Origin of the sequence: Pseudoalteromonas sp. SWXJ133, assembly GCF_015864365.1 — a bacterium.
Lineage (GTDB): Bacteria > Pseudomonadota > Gammaproteobacteria > Enterobacterales > Alteromonadaceae > Pseudoalteromonas > Pseudoalteromonas arctica.
The window spans coordinates 136980-154550 of record NZ_JADYXJ010000003.1; the positions used below are offsets into that span (position 1 = coordinate 136980).

18 protein-coding genes, 1 tRNA gene and 1 riboswitch are annotated in these 17571 nt (G+C 41.5%); of the genes, 5 read left to right on the plus strand and 14 right to left on the minus strand.

Translation table 11 applies throughout. The features are described 5' to 3' along the window. Nucleotides 1–163 precede the first annotated feature (163 nt). Together I6F40_RS03550 and orn are read right to left on the minus strand one after the other, a co-directional pair. Nucleotides 164–239 (minus strand) — tRNA-Gly (locus I6F40_RS03550). 182 nt (nucleotides 240–421) lie between these two features. Then, a complete protein-coding gene (gene orn / locus I6F40_RS03555; RefSeq protein WP_166377062.1) occupies nucleotides 422–967 on the minus strand; it encodes an oligoribonuclease in 546 nt (181 codons plus the stop codon). Between the two features lie 121 nt (nucleotides 968–1088). Here orn and rsgA point away from each other — a divergent pair, with 121 nt between their 5' ends. Both rsgA and asd read left to right on the plus strand, forming a co-directional pair. Then, nucleotides 1089–2147: a small ribosomal subunit biogenesis GTPase RsgA gene (rsgA, locus tag I6F40_RS03560; RefSeq protein ID WP_010554253.1), complete on the plus strand. Its 1059-nt coding sequence runs from the start codon at nucleotides 1089–1091 to the stop codon at nucleotides 2145–2147. 15 nt (nucleotides 2148–2162) lie between these two features. Continuing rightward, nucleotides 2163–3029 carry an archaetidylserine decarboxylase gene (gene asd / locus I6F40_RS03565; RefSeq protein WP_197192482.1) on the plus strand — a complete coding sequence of 289 codons (867 nt, stop codon included), beginning with the start codon at nucleotides 2163–2165 and terminating at the stop codon, nucleotides 3027–3029. 344 nt (nucleotides 3030–3373) lie between these two features. Here asd and I6F40_RS03570 read toward each other — a convergent pair whose 3' ends face one another. From I6F40_RS03570 to I6F40_RS03605, 8 genes are all read right to left on the minus strand, one after another. Beyond that, nucleotides 3374–4123 carry a HesA/MoeB/ThiF family protein gene (locus I6F40_RS03570; protein ID WP_197192483.1) on the minus strand — a complete coding sequence of 250 codons (750 nt, stop codon included), beginning with the start codon at nucleotides 4121–4123 and terminating at the stop codon, nucleotides 3374–3376. 35 nt (nucleotides 4124–4158) lie between these two features. Further along, on the minus strand, nucleotides 4159–5694 hold the full coding sequence (gene thiE, locus I6F40_RS03575; RefSeq protein ID WP_197192484.1) for a thiamine phosphate synthase: 1536 nt from the start codon (nucleotides 5692–5694) through the stop codon (nucleotides 4159–4161). Nucleotides 5695–5704: 10 nt separating this feature from the next. Continuing rightward, entirely contained in the window at nucleotides 5705–6496 is a 792-nt protein-coding gene (locus I6F40_RS03580; RefSeq protein WP_166377065.1) for a thiazole synthase, read from the minus strand. A gap of 5 nt (nucleotides 6497–6501) precedes the next feature. Beyond that, the gene (gene thiS / locus I6F40_RS03585; protein ID WP_166377066.1) at nucleotides 6502–6696 is read right to left on the minus strand and encodes a sulfur carrier protein ThiS; all 195 of its coding nucleotides are present in this window, start codon (nucleotides 6694–6696) and stop codon (nucleotides 6502–6504) included. A gap of 6 nt (nucleotides 6697–6702) precedes the next feature. Beyond that, nucleotides 6703–7713, minus strand: a complete 1011-nt coding sequence (locus tag I6F40_RS03590) for an FAD-dependent oxidoreductase (RefSeq protein WP_166377067.1) — start codon at nucleotides 7711–7713, stop codon at nucleotides 6703–6705. A gap of 117 nt (nucleotides 7714–7830) precedes the next feature. Then, the gene (gene thiC, locus I6F40_RS03595) at nucleotides 7831–9783 is read right to left on the minus strand and encodes a phosphomethylpyrimidine synthase ThiC (protein WP_166377068.1); all 1953 of its coding nucleotides are present in this window, start codon (nucleotides 9781–9783) and stop codon (nucleotides 7831–7833) included. A 140-nt stretch (nucleotides 9784–9923) separates the two neighbouring features. After that, nucleotides 9924–10038: riboswitch (TPP riboswitch) on the minus strand. A gap of 107 nt (nucleotides 10039–10145) precedes the next feature. Continuing rightward, the gene (locus I6F40_RS03600; protein WP_282569959.1) at nucleotides 10146–10544 is read right to left on the minus strand and encodes an META domain-containing protein; all 399 of its coding nucleotides are present in this window, start codon (nucleotides 10542–10544) and stop codon (nucleotides 10146–10148) included. 126 nt (nucleotides 10545–10670) lie between these two features. Next, entirely contained in the window at nucleotides 10671–11069 is a 399-nt protein-coding gene (locus I6F40_RS03605) for an acyl-CoA thioesterase (RefSeq protein ID WP_166377069.1), read from the minus strand. Nucleotides 11070–11153: 84 nt separating this feature from the next. On the opposite strand from I6F40_RS03605, the gene I6F40_RS03610 reads away from it, so the two are divergent. Beyond that, on the plus strand, nucleotides 11154–13271 hold the full coding sequence (locus tag I6F40_RS03610) for a TonB-dependent receptor (RefSeq protein WP_197192485.1): 2118 nt from the start codon (nucleotides 11154–11156) through the stop codon (nucleotides 13269–13271). A gap of 514 nt (nucleotides 13272–13785) precedes the next feature. On the opposite strand, the gene epmA is transcribed toward I6F40_RS03610, so the two are convergent. Continuing rightward, nucleotides 13786–14760 (minus strand): elongation factor P--(R)-beta-lysine ligase, encoded by a 975-nt coding sequence (gene epmA, locus I6F40_RS03615; protein WP_166377070.1) that lies wholly within the window; start codon nucleotides 14758–14760, stop codon nucleotides 13786–13788. 56 nt (nucleotides 14761–14816) lie between these two features. Next, a complete protein-coding gene (efp, locus tag I6F40_RS03620) occupies nucleotides 14817–15383 on the minus strand; it encodes an elongation factor P (RefSeq protein WP_010555265.1) in 567 nt (188 codons plus the stop codon). A 41-nt stretch (nucleotides 15384–15424) separates the two neighbouring features. Here efp and epmB point away from each other — a divergent pair, with 41 nt between their 5' ends. After that, complete coding sequence (epmB, locus tag I6F40_RS03625; RefSeq protein WP_033026995.1) at nucleotides 15425–16438, plus strand: EF-P beta-lysylation protein EpmB; 1014 nt, start codon at nucleotides 15425–15427, stop codon at nucleotides 16436–16438. Between the two features lie 8 nt (nucleotides 16439–16446). On the opposite strand, the gene I6F40_RS03630 is transcribed toward epmB, so the two are convergent. Further along, a complete protein-coding gene (locus I6F40_RS03630) occupies nucleotides 16447–16656 on the minus strand; it encodes a hypothetical protein (protein ID WP_002960797.1) in 210 nt (69 codons plus the stop codon). A gap of 71 nt (nucleotides 16657–16727) precedes the next feature. Between I6F40_RS03630 and I6F40_RS03635 the strand changes: the two genes are divergently transcribed. After that, a complete protein-coding gene (locus I6F40_RS03635; protein ID WP_166377071.1) occupies nucleotides 16728–17018 on the plus strand; it encodes a prephenate dehydrogenase in 291 nt (96 codons plus the stop codon). A gap of 47 nt (nucleotides 17019–17065) precedes the next feature. Here the strand turns inward: I6F40_RS03635 and I6F40_RS03640 are convergent, their stop codons facing one another. Next, a complete protein-coding gene (locus I6F40_RS03640) occupies nucleotides 17066–17557 on the minus strand; it encodes a DUF3016 domain-containing protein (RefSeq protein ID WP_166377072.1) in 492 nt (163 codons plus the stop codon). Nucleotides 17558–17571 lie beyond the last annotated feature (14 nt).

A 17571-nucleotide genomic window follows, 5' to 3' on the forward strand; every position in this document is an offset into this window, starting at 1 on the left:
CGACGGGTCGCGTTCAACATTCTAGCAACTGAGCTAGTACCGCATTTTCACTTCTTCAGTTATTTTACGCTGGTGCGCGACAGGTCGCGTTCAACATTCTAGCAACTGAGCTAGTACCGCATTATACTTTCATTCAACACTACAATTTCTTTTGGTTAGAAATTGGAGCGGTACACGAGGCTCGAACTCGTGACCTCGACCTTGGCAAGGTCGCGCTCTACCAACTGAGCTAGTACCGCATTTTCACTTCTTCAGTTATTTTACGTTGGTGCGCGACAGATCGCGTTCAACATTCTAGCAACTGAGCTAGTACCGCATTTATTGATGGTAATTCAATCACTCAAACACACTAACCCCGCGTGGGTTATCGTCTTGAGCGGGGCAGGATTCTACAATAATACAGTCTGTTTGCAAGTGTTTTTTACAAATTAAAGAAATTTTCTCTATAGACTTTTAATTCCATAATCGAATCTTTAATGTCATCCAAAGCAAGGTGTGAGCCTTTTTTGTTCACTTTTGCAAGCACTTCTGGTTTCCAGCGACGTGCTAATTCTTTAATAGTACTCACATCAAGATTTCTGTAATGAAAGAAGTCTTCAAGCTCGCGCATATATTTATTCATAAAGCGGCGGTCTTGACCAATTGAATTACCACACATTGGCGAAGTGCCTGCTGGTACCCACTGCTTTAAAAACGCTAAAGTTTGCTCTACAGCATAGGCCTCATCAAAGGTACTTGCTTTGCAGCGTGCTGTTAAACCCGACTTACCATGTTGAGTAGTACACCACTCGTCCATGCCATTTAGTAATTTATCACTTTGATGAATAGCTATAGTTGGCCCTTCGGCTAATATATTCAGGTCTGCGTCAGTGACAACCGTCGCAATTTCGAGTATTTTATCGGTCTCTGGTTCGAGCCCTGTCATTTCAAGATCGAGCCAAATTAAATTTGATTTATTAATAGTCATAATTACCTAAGCGGTGCTTTCCTTTAGATCCAACGCATTTCGATATATCATATTAGCATCAACCGTCGAGCTAAAGCTTTTTTTAGGAAAAGCGACATTTAACTAAGGTTATAGGCCTCCAGTGGCAAAACAAAAAAAATTAAGTAAAGGCCAATCGCGTCAGATCAAGGCCAATCACCAAAAGCGCATTAATAGCGCAGACTCAAGACCGGCTAAGAAAGGGGCGCAAGAATGGCAAACCGATAACTTAGGTCAGGTCGAGAGCGCAATTGTGATCAGTCGTTTTGGCCAACACGCCGATGTCGAAACTGAAAATGGCGATGTACTTCGCTGTAATATACGCCGTACTGTGTCTAATTTAGTATGTGGTGATGAAGTATTGTTTCGCCGTGCCAAAGTAAGTGAAGGTGATTTAGCCGGTGTAATTGAAGCCACGCAAGAGCGTCGTTCGCAACTTACCCGCCCTGACTTTTACGACGGTGTTAAAGTTATTGCAGCCAACATTGACCAAATACTCATGGTATCGGCTGTATTACCCGAGTTTACCCCTAGTATTATCGACCGTTATTTAATAGCCTGTGAAGATATGGGCATTGAGCCAATTTTAGTGCTCAATAAAACCGATTTAATTGACGAAGCAGGCCTTAACGAAATACAAAAAGTTCTCGATATCTATCGTAAACTTGATTACCAAGTACTCCTTGTTAGTAATATATCAGGCGATGGTATTGATAAATTAAAAGAAGTACTTGTTGATAAAAATAATATTTTTGTTGGCCAAAGTGGTGTGGGCAAATCAACCCTCGTTAATACTGTATTGCCTAACGCTGAAATATTAACTAAAGAAGTATCTGAAAACAGCGGCTTAGGCCAGCACACAACAACTGTTTCACGCCTTCACCATTTGCCAAGTGGCGGTAACCTAATTGACTCGCCAGGTATTCGTGAGTTTGGTTTGTGGCATTTAGATGTTGAGCGTGTAACGTGGTGTTTTAAAGAATTTAGAGAATTTATAGGCGGGTGCCGCTTTAGAGACTGTAAACATTTAAACGATCCGGGTTGCATCGTTAAAGAAGCAGTAGCCGATGGAAGAATTTCTCAATTGCGCTTTGACAGCTACCACCGAATTTTAGAAACAATGGCCGATGGCCGTGCAGGCGCCCGTGCGCCTCGCGTATAATTTAGGAAAAATACTGTGAGTTTAGACAAATTTAAAATCGCAATGCAGTACGCAATGCCAAAACATTTTATTTCACGCGTAGTCGGCAAATTAGCTGCTGCAAAAGCGGGTGCTTTAACAACCACATTAATTAAACTATTTATTAAGCAATACAAAGTAGATATGAGCGAAGCCCAATACCCAGATCCGGCTCATTATAAAAGCTTTAATGAATTTTTTACTCGCCCTCTAAAAGAAGGCATGCGCCCAATGGTAGATGGTAGCGATATCATCATTCATCCAGTGGATGGCGCAATCAGCCAGCTAGGTGATATTGTTGACGGACAGCTAATACAAGCTAAAGGTCACGATTACAGCTTACAAGCGCTACTAGGCGGCTCACAAGATGATACAACACCATTTTTAGGCGGTAAGTTTGCCACTATTTATTTAGCGCCTAAAGATTACCACCGTATTCATATGCCTATAGATGGCACACTAAGCAAAATGATTTACGTGCCAGGTGATTTATTTTCAGTAAACCCACTTACAGCGCAAAACGTGCCTAACTTGTTTGCACGTAACGAACGGGTAGTAGCAATTTTTGAAACTGAGATTGGTCCGCTTGCTATGGTACTTGTTGGTGCAACAATTGTAGCCAGTATAGAAACTATTTGGGCAGGTACTGTCACGCCACCAGCAGGTAGCGATGTATTTAGTTGGAATTACCCAACCACTGGCGATAACGCTATCACGCTTAAAAAGGGTGAAGAGATGGGTCGCTTTAAATTAGGCTCTACTGTGGTACTAGCATGGGGTGCTGATAAAGCTGAAATACTGGAAGATCAACTACCAGAAGTGGTTACTCGCTTAGGTACTGCGTTTGCAAAAATTAACGATTAAAATAAATCGTTAATTAGAAATAAAAAAACCGCGTCATTTAAACGCGGTTTTTTATTTTTGTAGGCGCAAAGCCTGCTTACGCGAAAAGGGCAGCGCCCTCTTAACCTCTTTGTGAATAAATCACTTAAGATCTTATTGCACAAAGAGAAGCAAAGGAGATGTAAATGAGAAGACACCAAAACATAATAATTACGAGTTTTGCTCGTCACGCCAGCAAGCTGTGCGTATACAAGCTTGGTGTAAGAGTTTTGATGTACTGTAGGCGTGAAGCTTGCTCACGCGAAAAGCGCAGCTTTTAGTTTGTTAACGCCATATGTAATAATAGGAACAGGCTCCTTTCAAACCTATTTTCCACACTCTTTACACTCTGAATCTTTAATCACTTTAAAGTGCTGCTGCTTTAAAGTAAGCGCATCAAACGTTATAAATACACTGCCACTTAAATGACCTAGTAATAAGTTGAGCGTAAGTTGCGCCTGCATAGAGCCTATTACACCAAGTAGCGGGCTAATCACTCCTGCGTTACTGCAATTGATAACGGGTGTAGCTTCGCTTTGTGGAAAAACACAGCCATAACATGGGCTATCACTTTGCCTAAAATCAAAGCCCATTAACTGCCCTTTGGTTGCCAATGCAGCACCCGAAATTAACGGTGTTTTATTAGCAATACAATAACGATTAACGCTATAGCGAGTGCTAAAGTTATCAGAGCAATCAAGTACGATGTCAGCACCTTTTAGCATGTTAACTGCATTATTCTCATCTAACTTTTGGCAATGCGTTACTATGTCTATTTGATTATTAAGACTCGCTAATACTTTACCCGCTGCAACGACCTTGTTTTGCCCTAAGTGGTTTATTTTATAAAGCACTTGGCGCTGTAAATTTGAAAGCTCAACTTCGTCATCGTCAATTAAAATAAGCGTTCCAATGCCCGCCGCAGCTAAATACAAAAGTGCTGGGCTACCCAACCCGCCAGCACCCACAACTGCAACCGTTGAGGATTTAAGCGTTAACTGCCCTTCAAGCCCAACTTTTTCAAGCAATAAATGGCGGCTATAACGAAGGGTTTCTTTTTCGCTTAGCTCATTCACGTTTATCAGCCTTGTTAGTATTACCCTTGTTAGTATTAATTGGCACTGCTTATGGCTACTAGCAGAGCACTTATAGCCTCTACGTAATTATCAGCTTCGGTAATAGCACGCACTACAGCAACACTGCCCACGCCAGTTTTCGCTACCTGCTCAGCACAGCTTAAATCAATACCACCTATTGCTACCGTTGGGTAGCTTTGCATAAGTGGTACAAATTTAATGAGCTTTTCAAGGCCTTGTATTTGACCTGTCATGTCTTTTGTTGTGGTTGGGTAAATAGCACCAAATGCCATGTAACTAGGGCGATAATTATGCGCACGCAGCATTTCATAAAAACCATGAGTAGAAAGCCCAAGCCTTAACCCAGCGTCTTTAATTGCTGCCAAATTAGCAATCTCTAAATCCTCTTGTCCTAAATGCACGCCATATGCACCGTGCTTAATAGCTAACTGCCAGTAGTCGTTTATAAATACCTGTGCGTTGTATTGCTTGCCCAGCTCAACAGCTTGCTTAATGAGCGCATCAAGCTCGTCTTGCGTTTTATTTTTAACGCGTAACTGCGCTGTTTTAATGCCTTGTTGTAAGCACTTTTCTAACCAATCGGTGCTATCAACAACCGCATATAAGCCCAGCGATTTACTTTCACAAGCCGCAAAATCTGCCGCCATATTAAAATCAAGCGGCACATCAAAATCTAGTTCATCACCCAGCCAGCTGCCTGGCTCAATTACTTGTGGGTAGTCAGCTAAATTAGTGGGAAACGAGGTCTGAGCAACCGGTCCAATCCCCTCGCCGTATCGAATAGACTGTTTTAGCCCTTGGTTTATATATGCCTTAGCTAAAATAAAGGCATCTTTTAATGGGTAGTCTTTAGCTAAACACGCAGCAATTACCGAAGCCATGCTACACCCGGTGCCGTGGTTATGTGGTGTTTGTATTTTTTGATTTCCTAACCAGTATTCTTCACCATTTTGCGTATTACTATCAATACAATAATCAATGCAGTAGCCACTTGGGTAATCCCAATGTCCGCCTTTAATAACAACGGCTTTTGCACCCCAACTTAATAGCTTATTAGCCGCTTCTTTTATTGCAGCTGGGCCAATTAAATACACACCGGTTAATAACTGTGTTTCGTGGGTGTTTGGGGTTATTACATCCACCAGCGGCAGTAAACATTCTTTTATTGCGCTGACGGTGTCCTCTTCTGTTAGTAAGTCACCGCTTGAGGCAATAGCGACAGGGTCATATACAATAACGGGAGGCACAGGCCACTTAGCTTTATAGTGACTTATATGTTCGCTGATCAACTGAATTTGCTGCACATTGGCTAACATGCCAATTTTTATCACTTTGGCTTTCATGTCTTTTTCAAGCGCTAGTAACTGCGATTCAATAATATCGGTAGACACTGCATTAATAGCCTCTACACCTAAACTATTTTGTGCAGTAAGCGCCGTAATTGCCGTGCAGCCATGTACATCAAAACTTTGCATTGCTTTTATATCAGCTTGAATACCGGCACCGCCGCCAGAATCAGATCCGGCAATTGTCCACACTACGTTATTCATATTCTTTCCTTCACTGCTGATGCCAAAATGGCATACCCATTGTTGGGGTTGATGGGGCTGCAACGTCTTTTTCCGGCATCGCTTTTGCTTTGTATGCAAAGCGCCCTGCTTCTACTGAAGCTTTAAATGCACGGCTCATAGTAATTGGGCAACCCGCCCCTGCAATGGCTGAATTTAATAATACCGCATCATACCCCATTTCGAGTGCTTGGCATGCATGCGATGGCAAACCTAAACCGGCATCTACTATTAATGTGGTATCGGGTAAGCGCTCTCGAATAGTTTTTAAATTATAGCTATTTAACAATCCCTTACCGGTGCCTATTGGTGCCCCCCATGGCATAAGCACCTCACACCCTAGCTCATTTAAACGCTGGCAAAGTACTAAGTCATCGGTGCAATAAGGCAATACTTTAAAGCCATCATCAATCAATATTTTTGTCGCTTCAAGTAGCGCAAAAGGGTCTGGTTGTAAATTGTAATCATCGCCAATCAGTTCTAACTTTATCCAATCGGTAGAAAATACCTCTCGGCACATTTTTGCAAGCGTTATCGCTTCTTTAACACTGTGGCACCCTGCGGTATTAGGGAGTATTTTTAAACCGGTATTTTTTATTAACTGCCAAAAGCCATCACCGGCTGCTGCACTTTGTTGGCGCCTAAGCGAGACGGTTACAATTTCAGCCCCAGAGGCGACTATCGATTGGGTCATAATGTCGGGCGACGGATAAAGCGCAGAGCCTATTAATAAACGACTCTTTATTTGCTCTCCATAAATAGTTAAACAGTCTTTAGTTTGCATGAGCTTTATCCGCCTTGAATGGGTGACAGCAACTCAACACTGTCGCCTTCATTAAGTACATAGTTACCGTGCTGACTTTGCGCAATAAATTCGCCATTAACAGCCACAGCAAAAGGCGCGACTGCACCAAAATGCTGAAGTACCTCAACGAGTGCTTTGCTATTAACATTAAGTAGCTCGCCATTAATTGTAATGTTCATTTTTTCTCATTCTATTCGTGAAACTGCTTGCGCCACTAATGCCGGCGCCAACATATAACCATGGCGATACAAGCCGTTAATACTAATTACATTGCCAACTTGTGATACTTCTGGGCGATTATCGCTAAATGCGGGGCGTAATCCGGTTTGAATACTAAGTAGCCGTGCTTCGGCAAACCCGCTGTGTACGGTATAAGCTGCTGAAAGTAACTCAAGAGTTGAGCGCACTGTTGCCGCGCCGCTGTCTTGCGATTCGATTTCAGTCGCACCAATTACATATTCACTGTTAGGTTTAGGCGCTATATAAATTGGATAACGCGGGTGCATTAAACGCACGGGCCTGATTAAACTTACCTCTGGTGCGTATAACCTTGCTACTTCGCCGCGCACACCTCTAAGCGGTTTATCATCTTGAGTATTTTTAGCACCAAGCCCACGGCAATCAATAATATAATCGAATGGTCGATTGTTTATTTTGTTGTCGCCAATGGTTACGCGCTGATTAAATACAAACTTTACTTTGCGTTTGTTGAGCTGTGCAAAGCTGGCTTTATAAAATGCTTGGTTATCTATTTGCCCCTCGCAGGGTAAAAATAGACCTTGGTTAAAACGCCCTGCAAGTTCAGGTTCAAGCATTGCAATTTGTTGAGCATTTATATGCTCGGCAGTGTGATCAGCTAGCGGTTTTATACGCTGTGCAAAGCTTTGTAAATCGCCTTTGTCCTGCTGGTGCGCAATGATCAAAGTGCCTTGCTGCTGAAAGAAAACTTCACTTTCAAGCTCCGCAATAATGCCCGGCCAACGCTTCATTGAATCAAGACCCATTAAAGCTAAATCAGCCTCGCACAATACTGACTCTGCAAGCGGGGCAAGCATTGCTGCTGCCACTTTACCTGCGCTATTTTGAGTATGCTCGTCATCTGCTTCAAAAACAGTGACATGGTGCTGTTTACTCAGCGTAAGGGCAGCTAACCTGCCCGCTAAACCAAACCCAACCACCGCAATGTTATAAGACATAAAAACCTCCAAAGCAGTTATTAGTAGGTGCGAATTCACTCGCACTTCTTCAATTTTTAAAGAAGCGAGGTATAAAACCTCACCTACGTCTGCATCTAACTTTTAGCGATAATTACTTTATACCGCTTTGTGGTAAATCTCTGAGCCTGTTTGCTTAAACTCAGCTGACTTAGCTTTCATTTCGGCTTCTACATCAATCATTTTTATTTCAATAGCGTCGCCAGCGTTGTTTGGATCAATACCGCGTGATTCTAGATCTTTAGCGTAATCGCGTACCTCTTGGCTAATTTTCATCGAACAAAATTTAGGACCACACATAGAGCAAAAGTGAGCAACTTTGCCTGATTCTTGCGGAAGGGTTTCGTCGTGGTATTCGCGAGCTCGGTCTGGATCTAAACCAATATTAAATTGGTCGTACCATCTAAACTCAAAGCGCGCTTTAGACAAGGCGTTGTCACGCTCTTGCGCGCCTGGGTGCCCTTTTGCTAGATCGGCGGCATGTGCAGCTATTTTATAGGTAATTAAGCCTTCTTTAACATCTTCTTTATTTGGCAGACCTAAATGCTCTTTAGGTGTTACATAGCAAAGCATTGCACAGCCGTACCATGCTATTTGAGCGGCACCAATACCAGAAGTAATATGGTCATACCCTGGTGCAATATCGGTCGTTAACGGGCCTAAAGTATAAAATGGCGCTTCGTCGCAATGTTTTAATTGCTCGTCCATATTGGCTTTAATCATGTGCATTGGCACATGTCCAGGGCCTTCAATAAATACTTGAACGTCGTGCTTCCACGCAATTTTAGTCAGTTCACCTAATGTGCGAAGCTCACTAAACTGTGCTTCATCGTTGGCATCAGCAATAGAGCCTGGGCGAAGTCCATCACCGAGTGAAAAACACACATCGTATTGTTTTAAAATTTCGCAAATGTCTTCAAAGTGTGTGTATAAAAAGTTTTCTTTATGATGCGCTAAACACCATTTAGCCATAATTGAGCCACCACGCGACACAATACCGGTTACACGTTTAGCGGTCATTGGTACGTAACGAAGCAGTACACCGGCATGAATAGTAAAGTAATCAACACCCTGCTCGGCTTGTTCAATAAGCGTATCGCGGAAAATTTCCCACGTTAAATCCTCAGCCACACCATTTACTTTTTCAAGTGCTTGATAAATCGGTACTGTGCCAATAGGTACAGGCGAGTTACGTACAACCCATTCACGCGTTTCGTGAATGTAACGTCCCGTTGATAAGTCCATCACGGTGTCTGCGCCCCAGCGGGTAGACCACACCATTTTTTCTACTTCTTCTTCAATCGATGAGCTAACCGATGAGTTACCAATATTGGCGTTAACTTTTACTAAAAAGTTACGCCCTACAATCATAGGTTCTGTTTCTGGATGATTTATATTATTTGGTAAAATAGCGCGACCACGGGCTATTTCATCGCGTACAAATTCTGGGGTAATAAATTCAGGAATACTCGCGCCAAACGACTCGCCTTTATGCTGCGCGGCTAGTAATTCTTTACGAATTTCTGCACGTCCCATATTTTCGCGAACGGCTACGTATTCCATTTCAGGAGTAATAATCCCTTGGCGTGCGTAGTGCATTTGCGTTACGTTTTTACCTGTTTTACCACGGCGAATTTTTGGTAGGTGATCAAAGCGAATATGATCCAACCCTTCGTCTGCCATGCGTTGCTGCGAAAACTGCGACGTAACAGATTCAAGAACTTCGGTGTCACCACGACTTTCAATCCACTGCTCACGAAATTTTGGTAAACCTTTGCGTACATCTAGTTCAAAATTAGGATCGGTATACGGACCCGACGTATCGTAAACACGTAGCGGATCGTTTGACTCATAAACAGGGTTTTCATCTGTGCCACCAATAAACGTATCACTTAATGTGATTTCACGCATACCAACACGCACACCAGGTTGAGTACCTTCAACGTATACTTTATGAGAGTTTGGGAACGGTTGACCCGTTAAGTTATAAATATATTCAGACGCGGCAGCACGAGTTTCTCGGCGTGACGCTTTATTTGTAGTATTTGACATGACTTGCCTCATTGCTTAAGGGTTGTCTTGTCAGATATTCCGAGGAATAGAGAAAGATCGTAAAGTAGCGTACATGCTACTTTGCAGCCTAAAAAATAAATCACTTTATTGTGCGCATAAAAAAAGACGCACAAGCGTCCCATTTTAGGCAGCTTGTTCCCTACGCAGGTATTAACCTGATCAGGTTCACGGATCCCGCTTTCGCGATCTCAGCCAAAAACTAATTACTTAGCTTTGGCACTCCGACAAGTATTGATATATAAATTCTGTTCGTTAATTTGAAGGTGTTATCCATCAAATCTCCGCTGAGTGTACGTCAGTTAAAAACTGCCCGCAAGGGGCTGTTTTTCAAAAACTTAAAATTATTTAGGGATAAACACAAATGTTTGCTCGCCTTGCATGACTAATTGCTGGTCTTGCATTTTAAGCTCGGCACCTTGCTTTAAGGCTTGTAATAACTGCTGCTCAAACTCATCAAGGTCTTCGCCGCACGACTTGCGCGTCATTCCTAATTTACTGATGGTAAGGTTACTTTCTTCAAGCGAGCCTTCACCAAAAAATTTGTTACAGCCAGCAAAGCCGTTTACTTGCAGCGCTTCAATAAAGCTCATTGATGCGTTAAACGAAGGTGGAATTGCTAAACCATCAACACGTGATAATTGCCATTGGGTGTATTTAAGCTGCTCACTGGTAACCGTCCCTGTTGATGCGCAACCAACACATAAACCGACTATAAGCATCGGTATTGCTGCTAATTTCATACTACTACTAACTAATTGTCTAATTAATGTAATTGTAACAATATTTATGCCCTTTATCCGTTAAAAATGCATGTTTTAAATGTAAATTTTTGTTCTATGATAGTTCAAAAGTTATGCGATTAAGTACTAAGTTGTAGTTTTGAATACGTTATCTATTTGCTCTGGTAAAAACGGCCTACCTTTTTCATTAATAGACGTTCCTATAACCAGTGCATTGAGCATTACTTTTTCATCCCTTTTACGTATAACCGTTTGCTTAAACGCAAATTTTAAACGACTAATACGCTGCGGCTCCACAGCCACATAAAATTCATCACCTGGTAATAGTGAATGTTTATAGTCCATTTCGCTGCGCATCACGACTAGGTTAATTTTATCTTTCGCTAATTGAGCAAAATCAATACCGTGTGCGTACAAAAATTCATGGCGAGCATGCTCTAAATAATTAAAATAAACACTGTTATTTACGATACCTTGTAAGTCACATTCGTAATCACGTACTTTGAAGTCAACTTTAAAGGTCATATTAGTAATCCTGATTATTTAACGTATAATTGCCGCGTTTATAGCACATGTGTTTAAATAATTGCTACCATACGAGTCCCTAAAATGGAGTTAAGTAACCCAATGAACTTACGTTTGTCTTTAATTACTGCCGCACTTTTACCGCTGCTTGGTGCACCAATTGCAGCTAACGCTGATGATAGCGACCTAGAAAGAATTGTTGTAACAGGCGATTTTCAGCGCGAAAGCATTCAAACTTTAAGCGCGAGTGCGAGCTTATTCAGCGAAGATGAAATTAATCAACGTGGTGCAAGTTACTTAAACGAAATGTTAGGCAGTGCCGCCAATGTAAATTTTGCATCTGGTGCGTCGCGTGGTCGTTACATCCAAATTCGTGGCGTGGGACTTCGCTCACAATTTGTAGACCCTATTAATCCATCTGTAGGCTTAGTTATTGATGGTATTAACTATTCTGGTCTTGGTGGCAGCTCATTATTATTTGATATAGACCAAGTAGAAATTTATCGTGGCCCACAAGGTACACGCTTTGGCGCAGACGGTATGGCCGGTATGATCCAAATGGGTTCAGCTAAAGCCACAAGCGATCCAAGTTTAAAATTACAAGTAGGTGCTGGCACGTACAACACCCGCGAAGCAGGTATTGCAGCAAGCACTGGTTTAACAGATGACACTAGCGCACGCGTTAGCTACTTTCGCAGAAAGTCAGACGGTTACGTAGATAACTTGTACTTAAATGACGAAACACAAAATCAAGACGAACAAGTAGCCCGCTTTAAAATAAACAGTCAGCTTACAAAGCATTTAAATACTGAGTTAAACCTTCACTATATTGACATAAACAATGGTTACGATGCGTTCACACTCGATAACAGCCGCAATAGTGTTGCCGATGAACCAGGCCAAGATAATCAAGAAAGCTACGCAATTGGTCTCGCTAATACCTACACCGGTTTTGACGCTTTTGATTTAAATCTAAACCTATCGGCTATTGATACCGAATTACTTTACAGCTTTGACGAAGACTGGGTATGTAACGATACAAGTGAGCCAAAGTTATGTGCTGCTGGCTTACATCCTGATGGATACAGCTCAACCGATCTTTACAGCCGCGATCGCGATGACCAATCTGTAGATTTACAATTTAATTCTAAAACAGGTAACTGGGTTGCGGGTATTTATTACCAAAACCGTGACGTTGATTTAGAGCGCCAATACACATGGTTAGCAAGCCCGTTTTCTTCAACTTACGAAACGAGTAACGTTGCAGTATATGGTCAAGTAGCGACTCCAATTGGCCCTAAAACAACATTAATTACAGGTTTACGTGTAGAGCAATACCAAGGCGACTACACCGATAGCAATGGCTTTATACAAGACACCGACGACGTAATGGTTGGCGGTAAAATAGCACTTGAATATCAAGTGATTGATCGCACTATGATCTACACCAGCATTACGCGTGGCTACAAAGCTGGCGGTATTAACTCCGAAGCGCTTGCTAAAGCCAAAGATGAAGGCTTAAACCTAAGCGCTGATTTTTTCCAGCAACACACCAGTTTCGACCCTGAATATTTATGGAGTGGCGAGTTTGGTGTTAAAGGCTCATCGCTTGATGACAAATTTACGCTTCGCTTAGCTGCATTTTACATGCACCGCGACGATATTCAGTTAAAAGCATGGCAAGTAGAAGGTCAGCAATTTACCGGTTATGTTGATAACGCAAGTTCTGGTAGCAACTACGGATTAGAAGTTGAAGGTAGTTACCAACTAACTGATAATCTATTTTTAACGGGTAGTGCTGGTTACTTAAACACTGAAATAGATGACTTTGTAACGCAGTCTGGCTTAAACCAAGACGGTCGTGAGCAAGCACAGTCACCTAAATACCAGTATGCGTTTACTGCTCGCTATAACTTTACAAGTGAGCTTTACGGTATGATTGGTGTTGAAGGTAAGGACGACTACTACTTCTCAGATAGTCATAACTCACAGGCACCAAGCAGCAACTTAGTTAACTTAAGCTTTGGCTACGAAGCAGACATGTGGGCAGTTCGCGCATGGGCTCGTAACGTGTTTGACGAGACAGTCCCTACACGTGGTTTTGAGTTTGGTAACGATCCACAAGATGGTTACGCAACGCATACCTACACACAATTAGGTGAGCCTCGTGTTGCAGGTGTTACGTTTACACTTAATCTGTAAAGCACAGCCGTTGGCTTTCAAATGAAAGCTTTCTGCAAGCAAATAAAAACACCGCGTTTAAATTAAACGCGGTGTTTTTATTTGTAAGTGAGGTTTTATACCTCACTTTTTATAAAGTTAAATTACATGAGCGCGAAATAAATTCGCACCTACAGGTATTCCAGCTACGCCTACAAGCCAAGCATTACGCTCTTTGCATATCAGACATAAATAATAATAAAATGTGTTGTGGACGTAGAGCTTGCTCACGTGAGAAGCGAAGCTTCTAATTACTTTAAACTAACCAAATAAAAAGAGCTTAAAGCTTCGCTTTAACGCGTCAGCAAGCTGCACGCCTACAGGTCAAGCATCACGCTCTTTGCATATCAATGAGAGATACAAGACGTCGAGCTTGCTCACGTGAGAAGCGCTGCTTCTAATTACTTTAAACTAAGCATAACCGGCATATAATCGAACAACTTTTTTAAAGCTTCGCTTTAACGCGCCAGCAAGCTGTGCGCCTACAGGCCAAGCATCACGCTCTTTGCACATCAAACGCTATTACGTCTTTAATTTTTTCTTTATTTGTTGCGAGCATTACCAGCCTATCAATCCCCAAAGCAACCCCTGCGCATTGTGGTAATCCATGCTCCAGCGCTTTAATTAAACGCGTATCCATTGGTACTTGCTTTAAACCGTTGTTAGCGCGGTATGTGTTATCTTCATTAAAACGTTTAGCTTGCTCACTAGCATTTGTGAGTTCGTTAAAGCCGTTAGCCAATTCCATATTTTTGTAATAAAGCTCAAAGCGCCCAGCTACGCGTGCATCATGTTCACAAATTTGTGCAAGTGCCGCTTGAGAAGCTGGAAAATGATAAACAAAACACGGTTTATCTTGTCCTATTGTAGGCTCCACTTTCATACAAAATAATAATTGTAGTAAGGTATCTTTATGCGTTTCATTTTGGGCTATATCAGCAAACCCCTGCTCACAAGCAAGCTGCTTTAATTGCTCTATATTTGCTGTTAATGGGTCAAGGCCGAGTGCTTTTTCAAATGCTTGCTGATAGGTAAGTCTAGTTGCAGGCTCGACGCCTAAAACAAGCTGCATTAGCTCATCCATTTCATCCATAAGTGCAAATTCATCAAAGCCTGGGCGATACCATTCCAGCATAGTAAATTCAGGATTATGATGGCTACCCGCTTCTTCATTTCTAAATGCTTTACAAAGCTGAAAAATAGCGCCTGAGCCTGCTGCTAACAAGCGTTTCATGGCAAACTCTGGAGATGTTTGTAAAAATAGAGGAAGCCCACCAGCATGCCCTGGGCCTACAAATGTGGTATTAAAACTGGCTAAGTGCACATCAGTTACACTGGCAGCACTTAAGCTTGGCGTTTCTACTTCTAAAACGTTACGTACATAAAAAAACTCACGGATGCTACGTAATATCGCTGCGCGTTGTTTTAGTGTTTCAATGCTTGCGCTTGGGGCCCAAAGATCTGCTGACATATTTTCTCCAAAAAAAATCCCAGCGTAAGCTGGGATTTTATAAACAATGTTAAAGCTTACTTAACACGGCTTACGTATTCACCGTTACGAGTGTCTACTTTAATTACTTCGCCAATTTGTACGAATAATGGAACTCGTACCACAGCGCCTGTGCTAAGCGTTGCTGGTTTACCACCAGTACCCGCTGTATCGCCTTTAAGGCCAGGATCTGTTTCAGTGATCTCAAGCTCAACAAAGTTAGGTGGTGTAACAGCAATAGGGCTGCCGTTCCATAATGTAATTGTGCATAAATCATTTTCAACTAACCATTTTACTGAATCGCCTAGTGCTTTTTCGTCAGCAGCAATTTGCTCAAATGTTTCGTTGTTCATGAAATGCCAAAATTCGCCGTCTGTGTATAGATACGCTAAATCAGTATCCATTACATCAGCACCTTCAACTGATTCACCCGATTTAAAGGTTTTTTCAAGCACCTTACCAGAGATAAGTTTACGGATACGAACACGGTTAAACGCCTGGCCTTTACCAGGTTTTACCATTTCATTTTCTAAGATACTGCAAGGCTCGCCGTCCATCATAATTTTTAGGCCGCCCTTGAACTCGTTGGTGCTATAATTCGCCATCGTTTCCTCTATTTATATTTTTTCGAGTAATCTACATGCCAATGATACAAAGAAATGAAGCAAATTTGCATAAAAACTGGCAAAAAGAATTAGCAAATGTAGTTACCTGCCCAAAAACCTTGCTTGAAATGGTCGGTTTATCGAGCCAAGTCCATGAAAACGACCTAAAAGCCCGTAGTTTATTTCCGGTACGTGTGCCTATCCCTTTTATAAAAAAAATACGCAAAGGCGATCCAAACGATCCTCTTTTGCTACAAGTTATGCCACGCCATCAAGAATTTTTGACTAAATCGGGTTTTAATAAAGATCCCCTACTTGAGCAAGATAACGACCAACCAGGCCTTTTACATAAGTACAAATCGCGTGTTTTAGTGATGTTTAAAACCGGCTGTGCTGTAAATTGTCGTTACTGCTTTAGAAGGCATTTTCCGTATCAAGAAAACCAACTCAATAAAAAAAGTCTGCTAGAAACACTGAGCTATATAAAATCAGATAGCAATATAAACGAAGTGATTTTAAGTGGTGGCGATCCACTGATGGCCAAAGACGATGCAATAAGCTGGTTTTTGGATGAGCTTGAGCAATTACCACAAATAAAACGAATGCGAATTCATAGCCGTTTGCCAGTAGTTATACCGGCGCGAGTTACCGATGAGTTATGTGAGAGATTAGCAAAATCGCCATTAAAAATTATTTTTATTAATCACATAAACCACGCCAACGAAATAGACGCTGATTTTAAAGCAGCTATGCAAAAGCTTAAACAAGCAAACGTAACGCTTTTAAACCAAGCTGTAATTTTAAAAGATGTGAACGATACGCTCGATGCGCAAATAAATTTAAGCGAAGCGTTATTTGACGCAGACGTATTACCGTATTATTTGTATTTGCTCGATAAAGTTGAAGGGGCCAGCCACTTTGATATTAACGAAGAAGACGCTATAAAAATAATGGCAGAGCTATTAAAAGCTCTGCCTGGATTTTTAGTGCCTAAATTAGTAAGAGAAATCGGTGGTCAAAAAAGCAAAACACCTATCGATCTTAAGCTAATTTAAAACAGTATTTAAACGTATATATTTACGTTGTTACCCAATGATGCTGTTACCGATTTAGCCGGTGTTTGCGCACTTGACGATTGTGCAGCACCTTCAATAAGTGCAAGAGCCGCCGCGCCATCTGCTAACTGCTGCTTTTTAGATAAAGCAGCGCTGTAAAGCTCACTGCCTTGGCCTGAGCCAGAAACAGCGGGTAAACTTGTGCCTGATATATTCATATAACAAACCTGACTTTTAAATGTAATCCAAGTATTATGTCGGCAATGCAGTGCAAAGCTTTAGGAAAACCATGGATTCTATTATTGAACAACTCAATGCCAACTTAAAAATTGTTTACCGTCAGGCACTTGATGCTGACAAAAAACTCGACGAGCTTCAACAGCAAGGTCACGGTAAGTTTAAAGCCTTATTTACTGCCGATTCTGGCTTTAGCTTTGAAGCTAAACGTTTTAAGCCTTACGTACTTGACGTAGCCGCTGATGTTGAAAGCTTATCTAACGATGGTTTTGAAGAAGAAAAACTGAAAACAACCGTTATTAAGTTACAACAAATGCTCACGTTGTTAGCTACTTTTAAGTAAAGCTTAAAAATAAAAATGCCGCTATTTAGCGGCATTTTTATTTTCAGTTAATCTAAACTTGGTAATATTTGTTCACCAAACCACTCTGTTAATAAGCGCTTTTCGTAATAAAATGATTCGTCGCGGCCCATTTTAATTTTATCCATAAAGCCCATATCTTTAAGCTCCACATCAGTATCTTTACTTAGCACTGTACCGTCGTTATCGGTTAACGAATAATTTAACTTAATGCGTGGAAAATAAATTGGTTTTACTACACGAATTTCGTCCATACCACCATAACGCACATCACCTGCTAAATCTAAATCTGTAAACTCTACGTTTAATTTATAGTCTTTTGGCAATTGCTCGGCTAGTTTAGCCATATGCTTTTCGAAACTTGCTGCCACACTTTTGTGATATGAGCTCTTTGTTTGGTTTGACGCTCGCACATCACGATAATCATTAAAGTCATGCCATTTAACAACAGACTCACCAGCATGGGCAAGCGCAGGTAATGCGATATACATTGTTGTTGCTATTTTTTTAACTAAATTCATATCTTTCTCCAAAG

What these genes read in the sequence shown, in the direction of transcription:
- orn (WP_166377062.1), bottom strand. Translation starts at nt 967, where the DNA reads ATGACTATTAATAAATCAAATTTAATTTGGCTCGATCTTGAAATGACA.
- thiE (WP_197192484.1), bottom strand. Translation starts at nt 5,694, where the DNA reads ATGAATAACGTAGTGTGGACAATTGCCGGATCTGATTCTGGCGGCGGT.
- I6F40_RS03580 (WP_166377065.1), bottom strand. Translation starts at nt 6,496, where the DNA reads ATGCAAACTAAAGACTGTTTAACTATTTATGGAGAGCAAATAAAGAGT.
- thiS (WP_166377066.1), bottom strand. Translation starts at nt 6,696, where the DNA reads ATGAACATTACAATTAATGGCGAGCTACTTAATGTTAATAGCAAAGCA.
- I6F40_RS03590 (WP_166377067.1), bottom strand. Translation starts at nt 7,713, where the DNA reads ATGTCTTATAACATTGCGGTGGTTGGGTTTGGTTTAGCGGGCAGGTTA.
- thiC (WP_166377068.1), bottom strand. Translation starts at nt 9,783, where the DNA reads ATGTCAAATACTACAAATAAAGCGTCACGCCGAGAAACTCGTGCTGCC.
- I6F40_RS03600 (WP_282569959.1), bottom strand. Translation starts at nt 10,544, where the DNA reads ATGAAATTAGCAGCAATACCGATGCTTATAGTCGGTTTATGTGTTGGT.
- I6F40_RS03605 (WP_166377069.1), bottom strand. Translation starts at nt 11,069, where the DNA reads ATGACCTTTAAAGTTGACTTCAAAGTACGTGATTACGAATGTGACTTA.
- I6F40_RS03610 (WP_197192485.1), top strand. Translation starts at nt 11,154, where the DNA reads ATGGAGTTAAGTAACCCAATGAACTTACGTTTGTCTTTAATTACTGCC.
- epmA (WP_166377070.1), bottom strand. Translation starts at nt 14,760, where the DNA reads ATGTCAGCAGATCTTTGGGCCCCAAGCGCAAGCATTGAAACACTAAAA.
- efp (WP_010555265.1), bottom strand. Translation starts at nt 15,383, where the DNA reads ATGGCGAATTATAGCACCAACGAGTTCAAGGGCGGCCTAAAAATTATG.
- epmB (WP_033026995.1), top strand. Translation starts at nt 15,425, where the DNA reads ATGATACAAAGAAATGAAGCAAATTTGCATAAAAACTGGCAAAAAGAA.
- I6F40_RS03630 (WP_002960797.1), bottom strand. Translation starts at nt 16,656, where the DNA reads ATGAATATATCAGGCACAAGTTTACCCGCTGTTTCTGGCTCAGGCCAA.
- I6F40_RS03635 (WP_166377071.1), top strand. Translation starts at nt 16,728, where the DNA reads ATGGATTCTATTATTGAACAACTCAATGCCAACTTAAAAATTGTTTAC.
- I6F40_RS03640 (WP_166377072.1), bottom strand. Translation starts at nt 17,557, where the DNA reads ATGAATTTAGTTAAAAAAATAGCAACAACAATGTATATCGCATTACCT.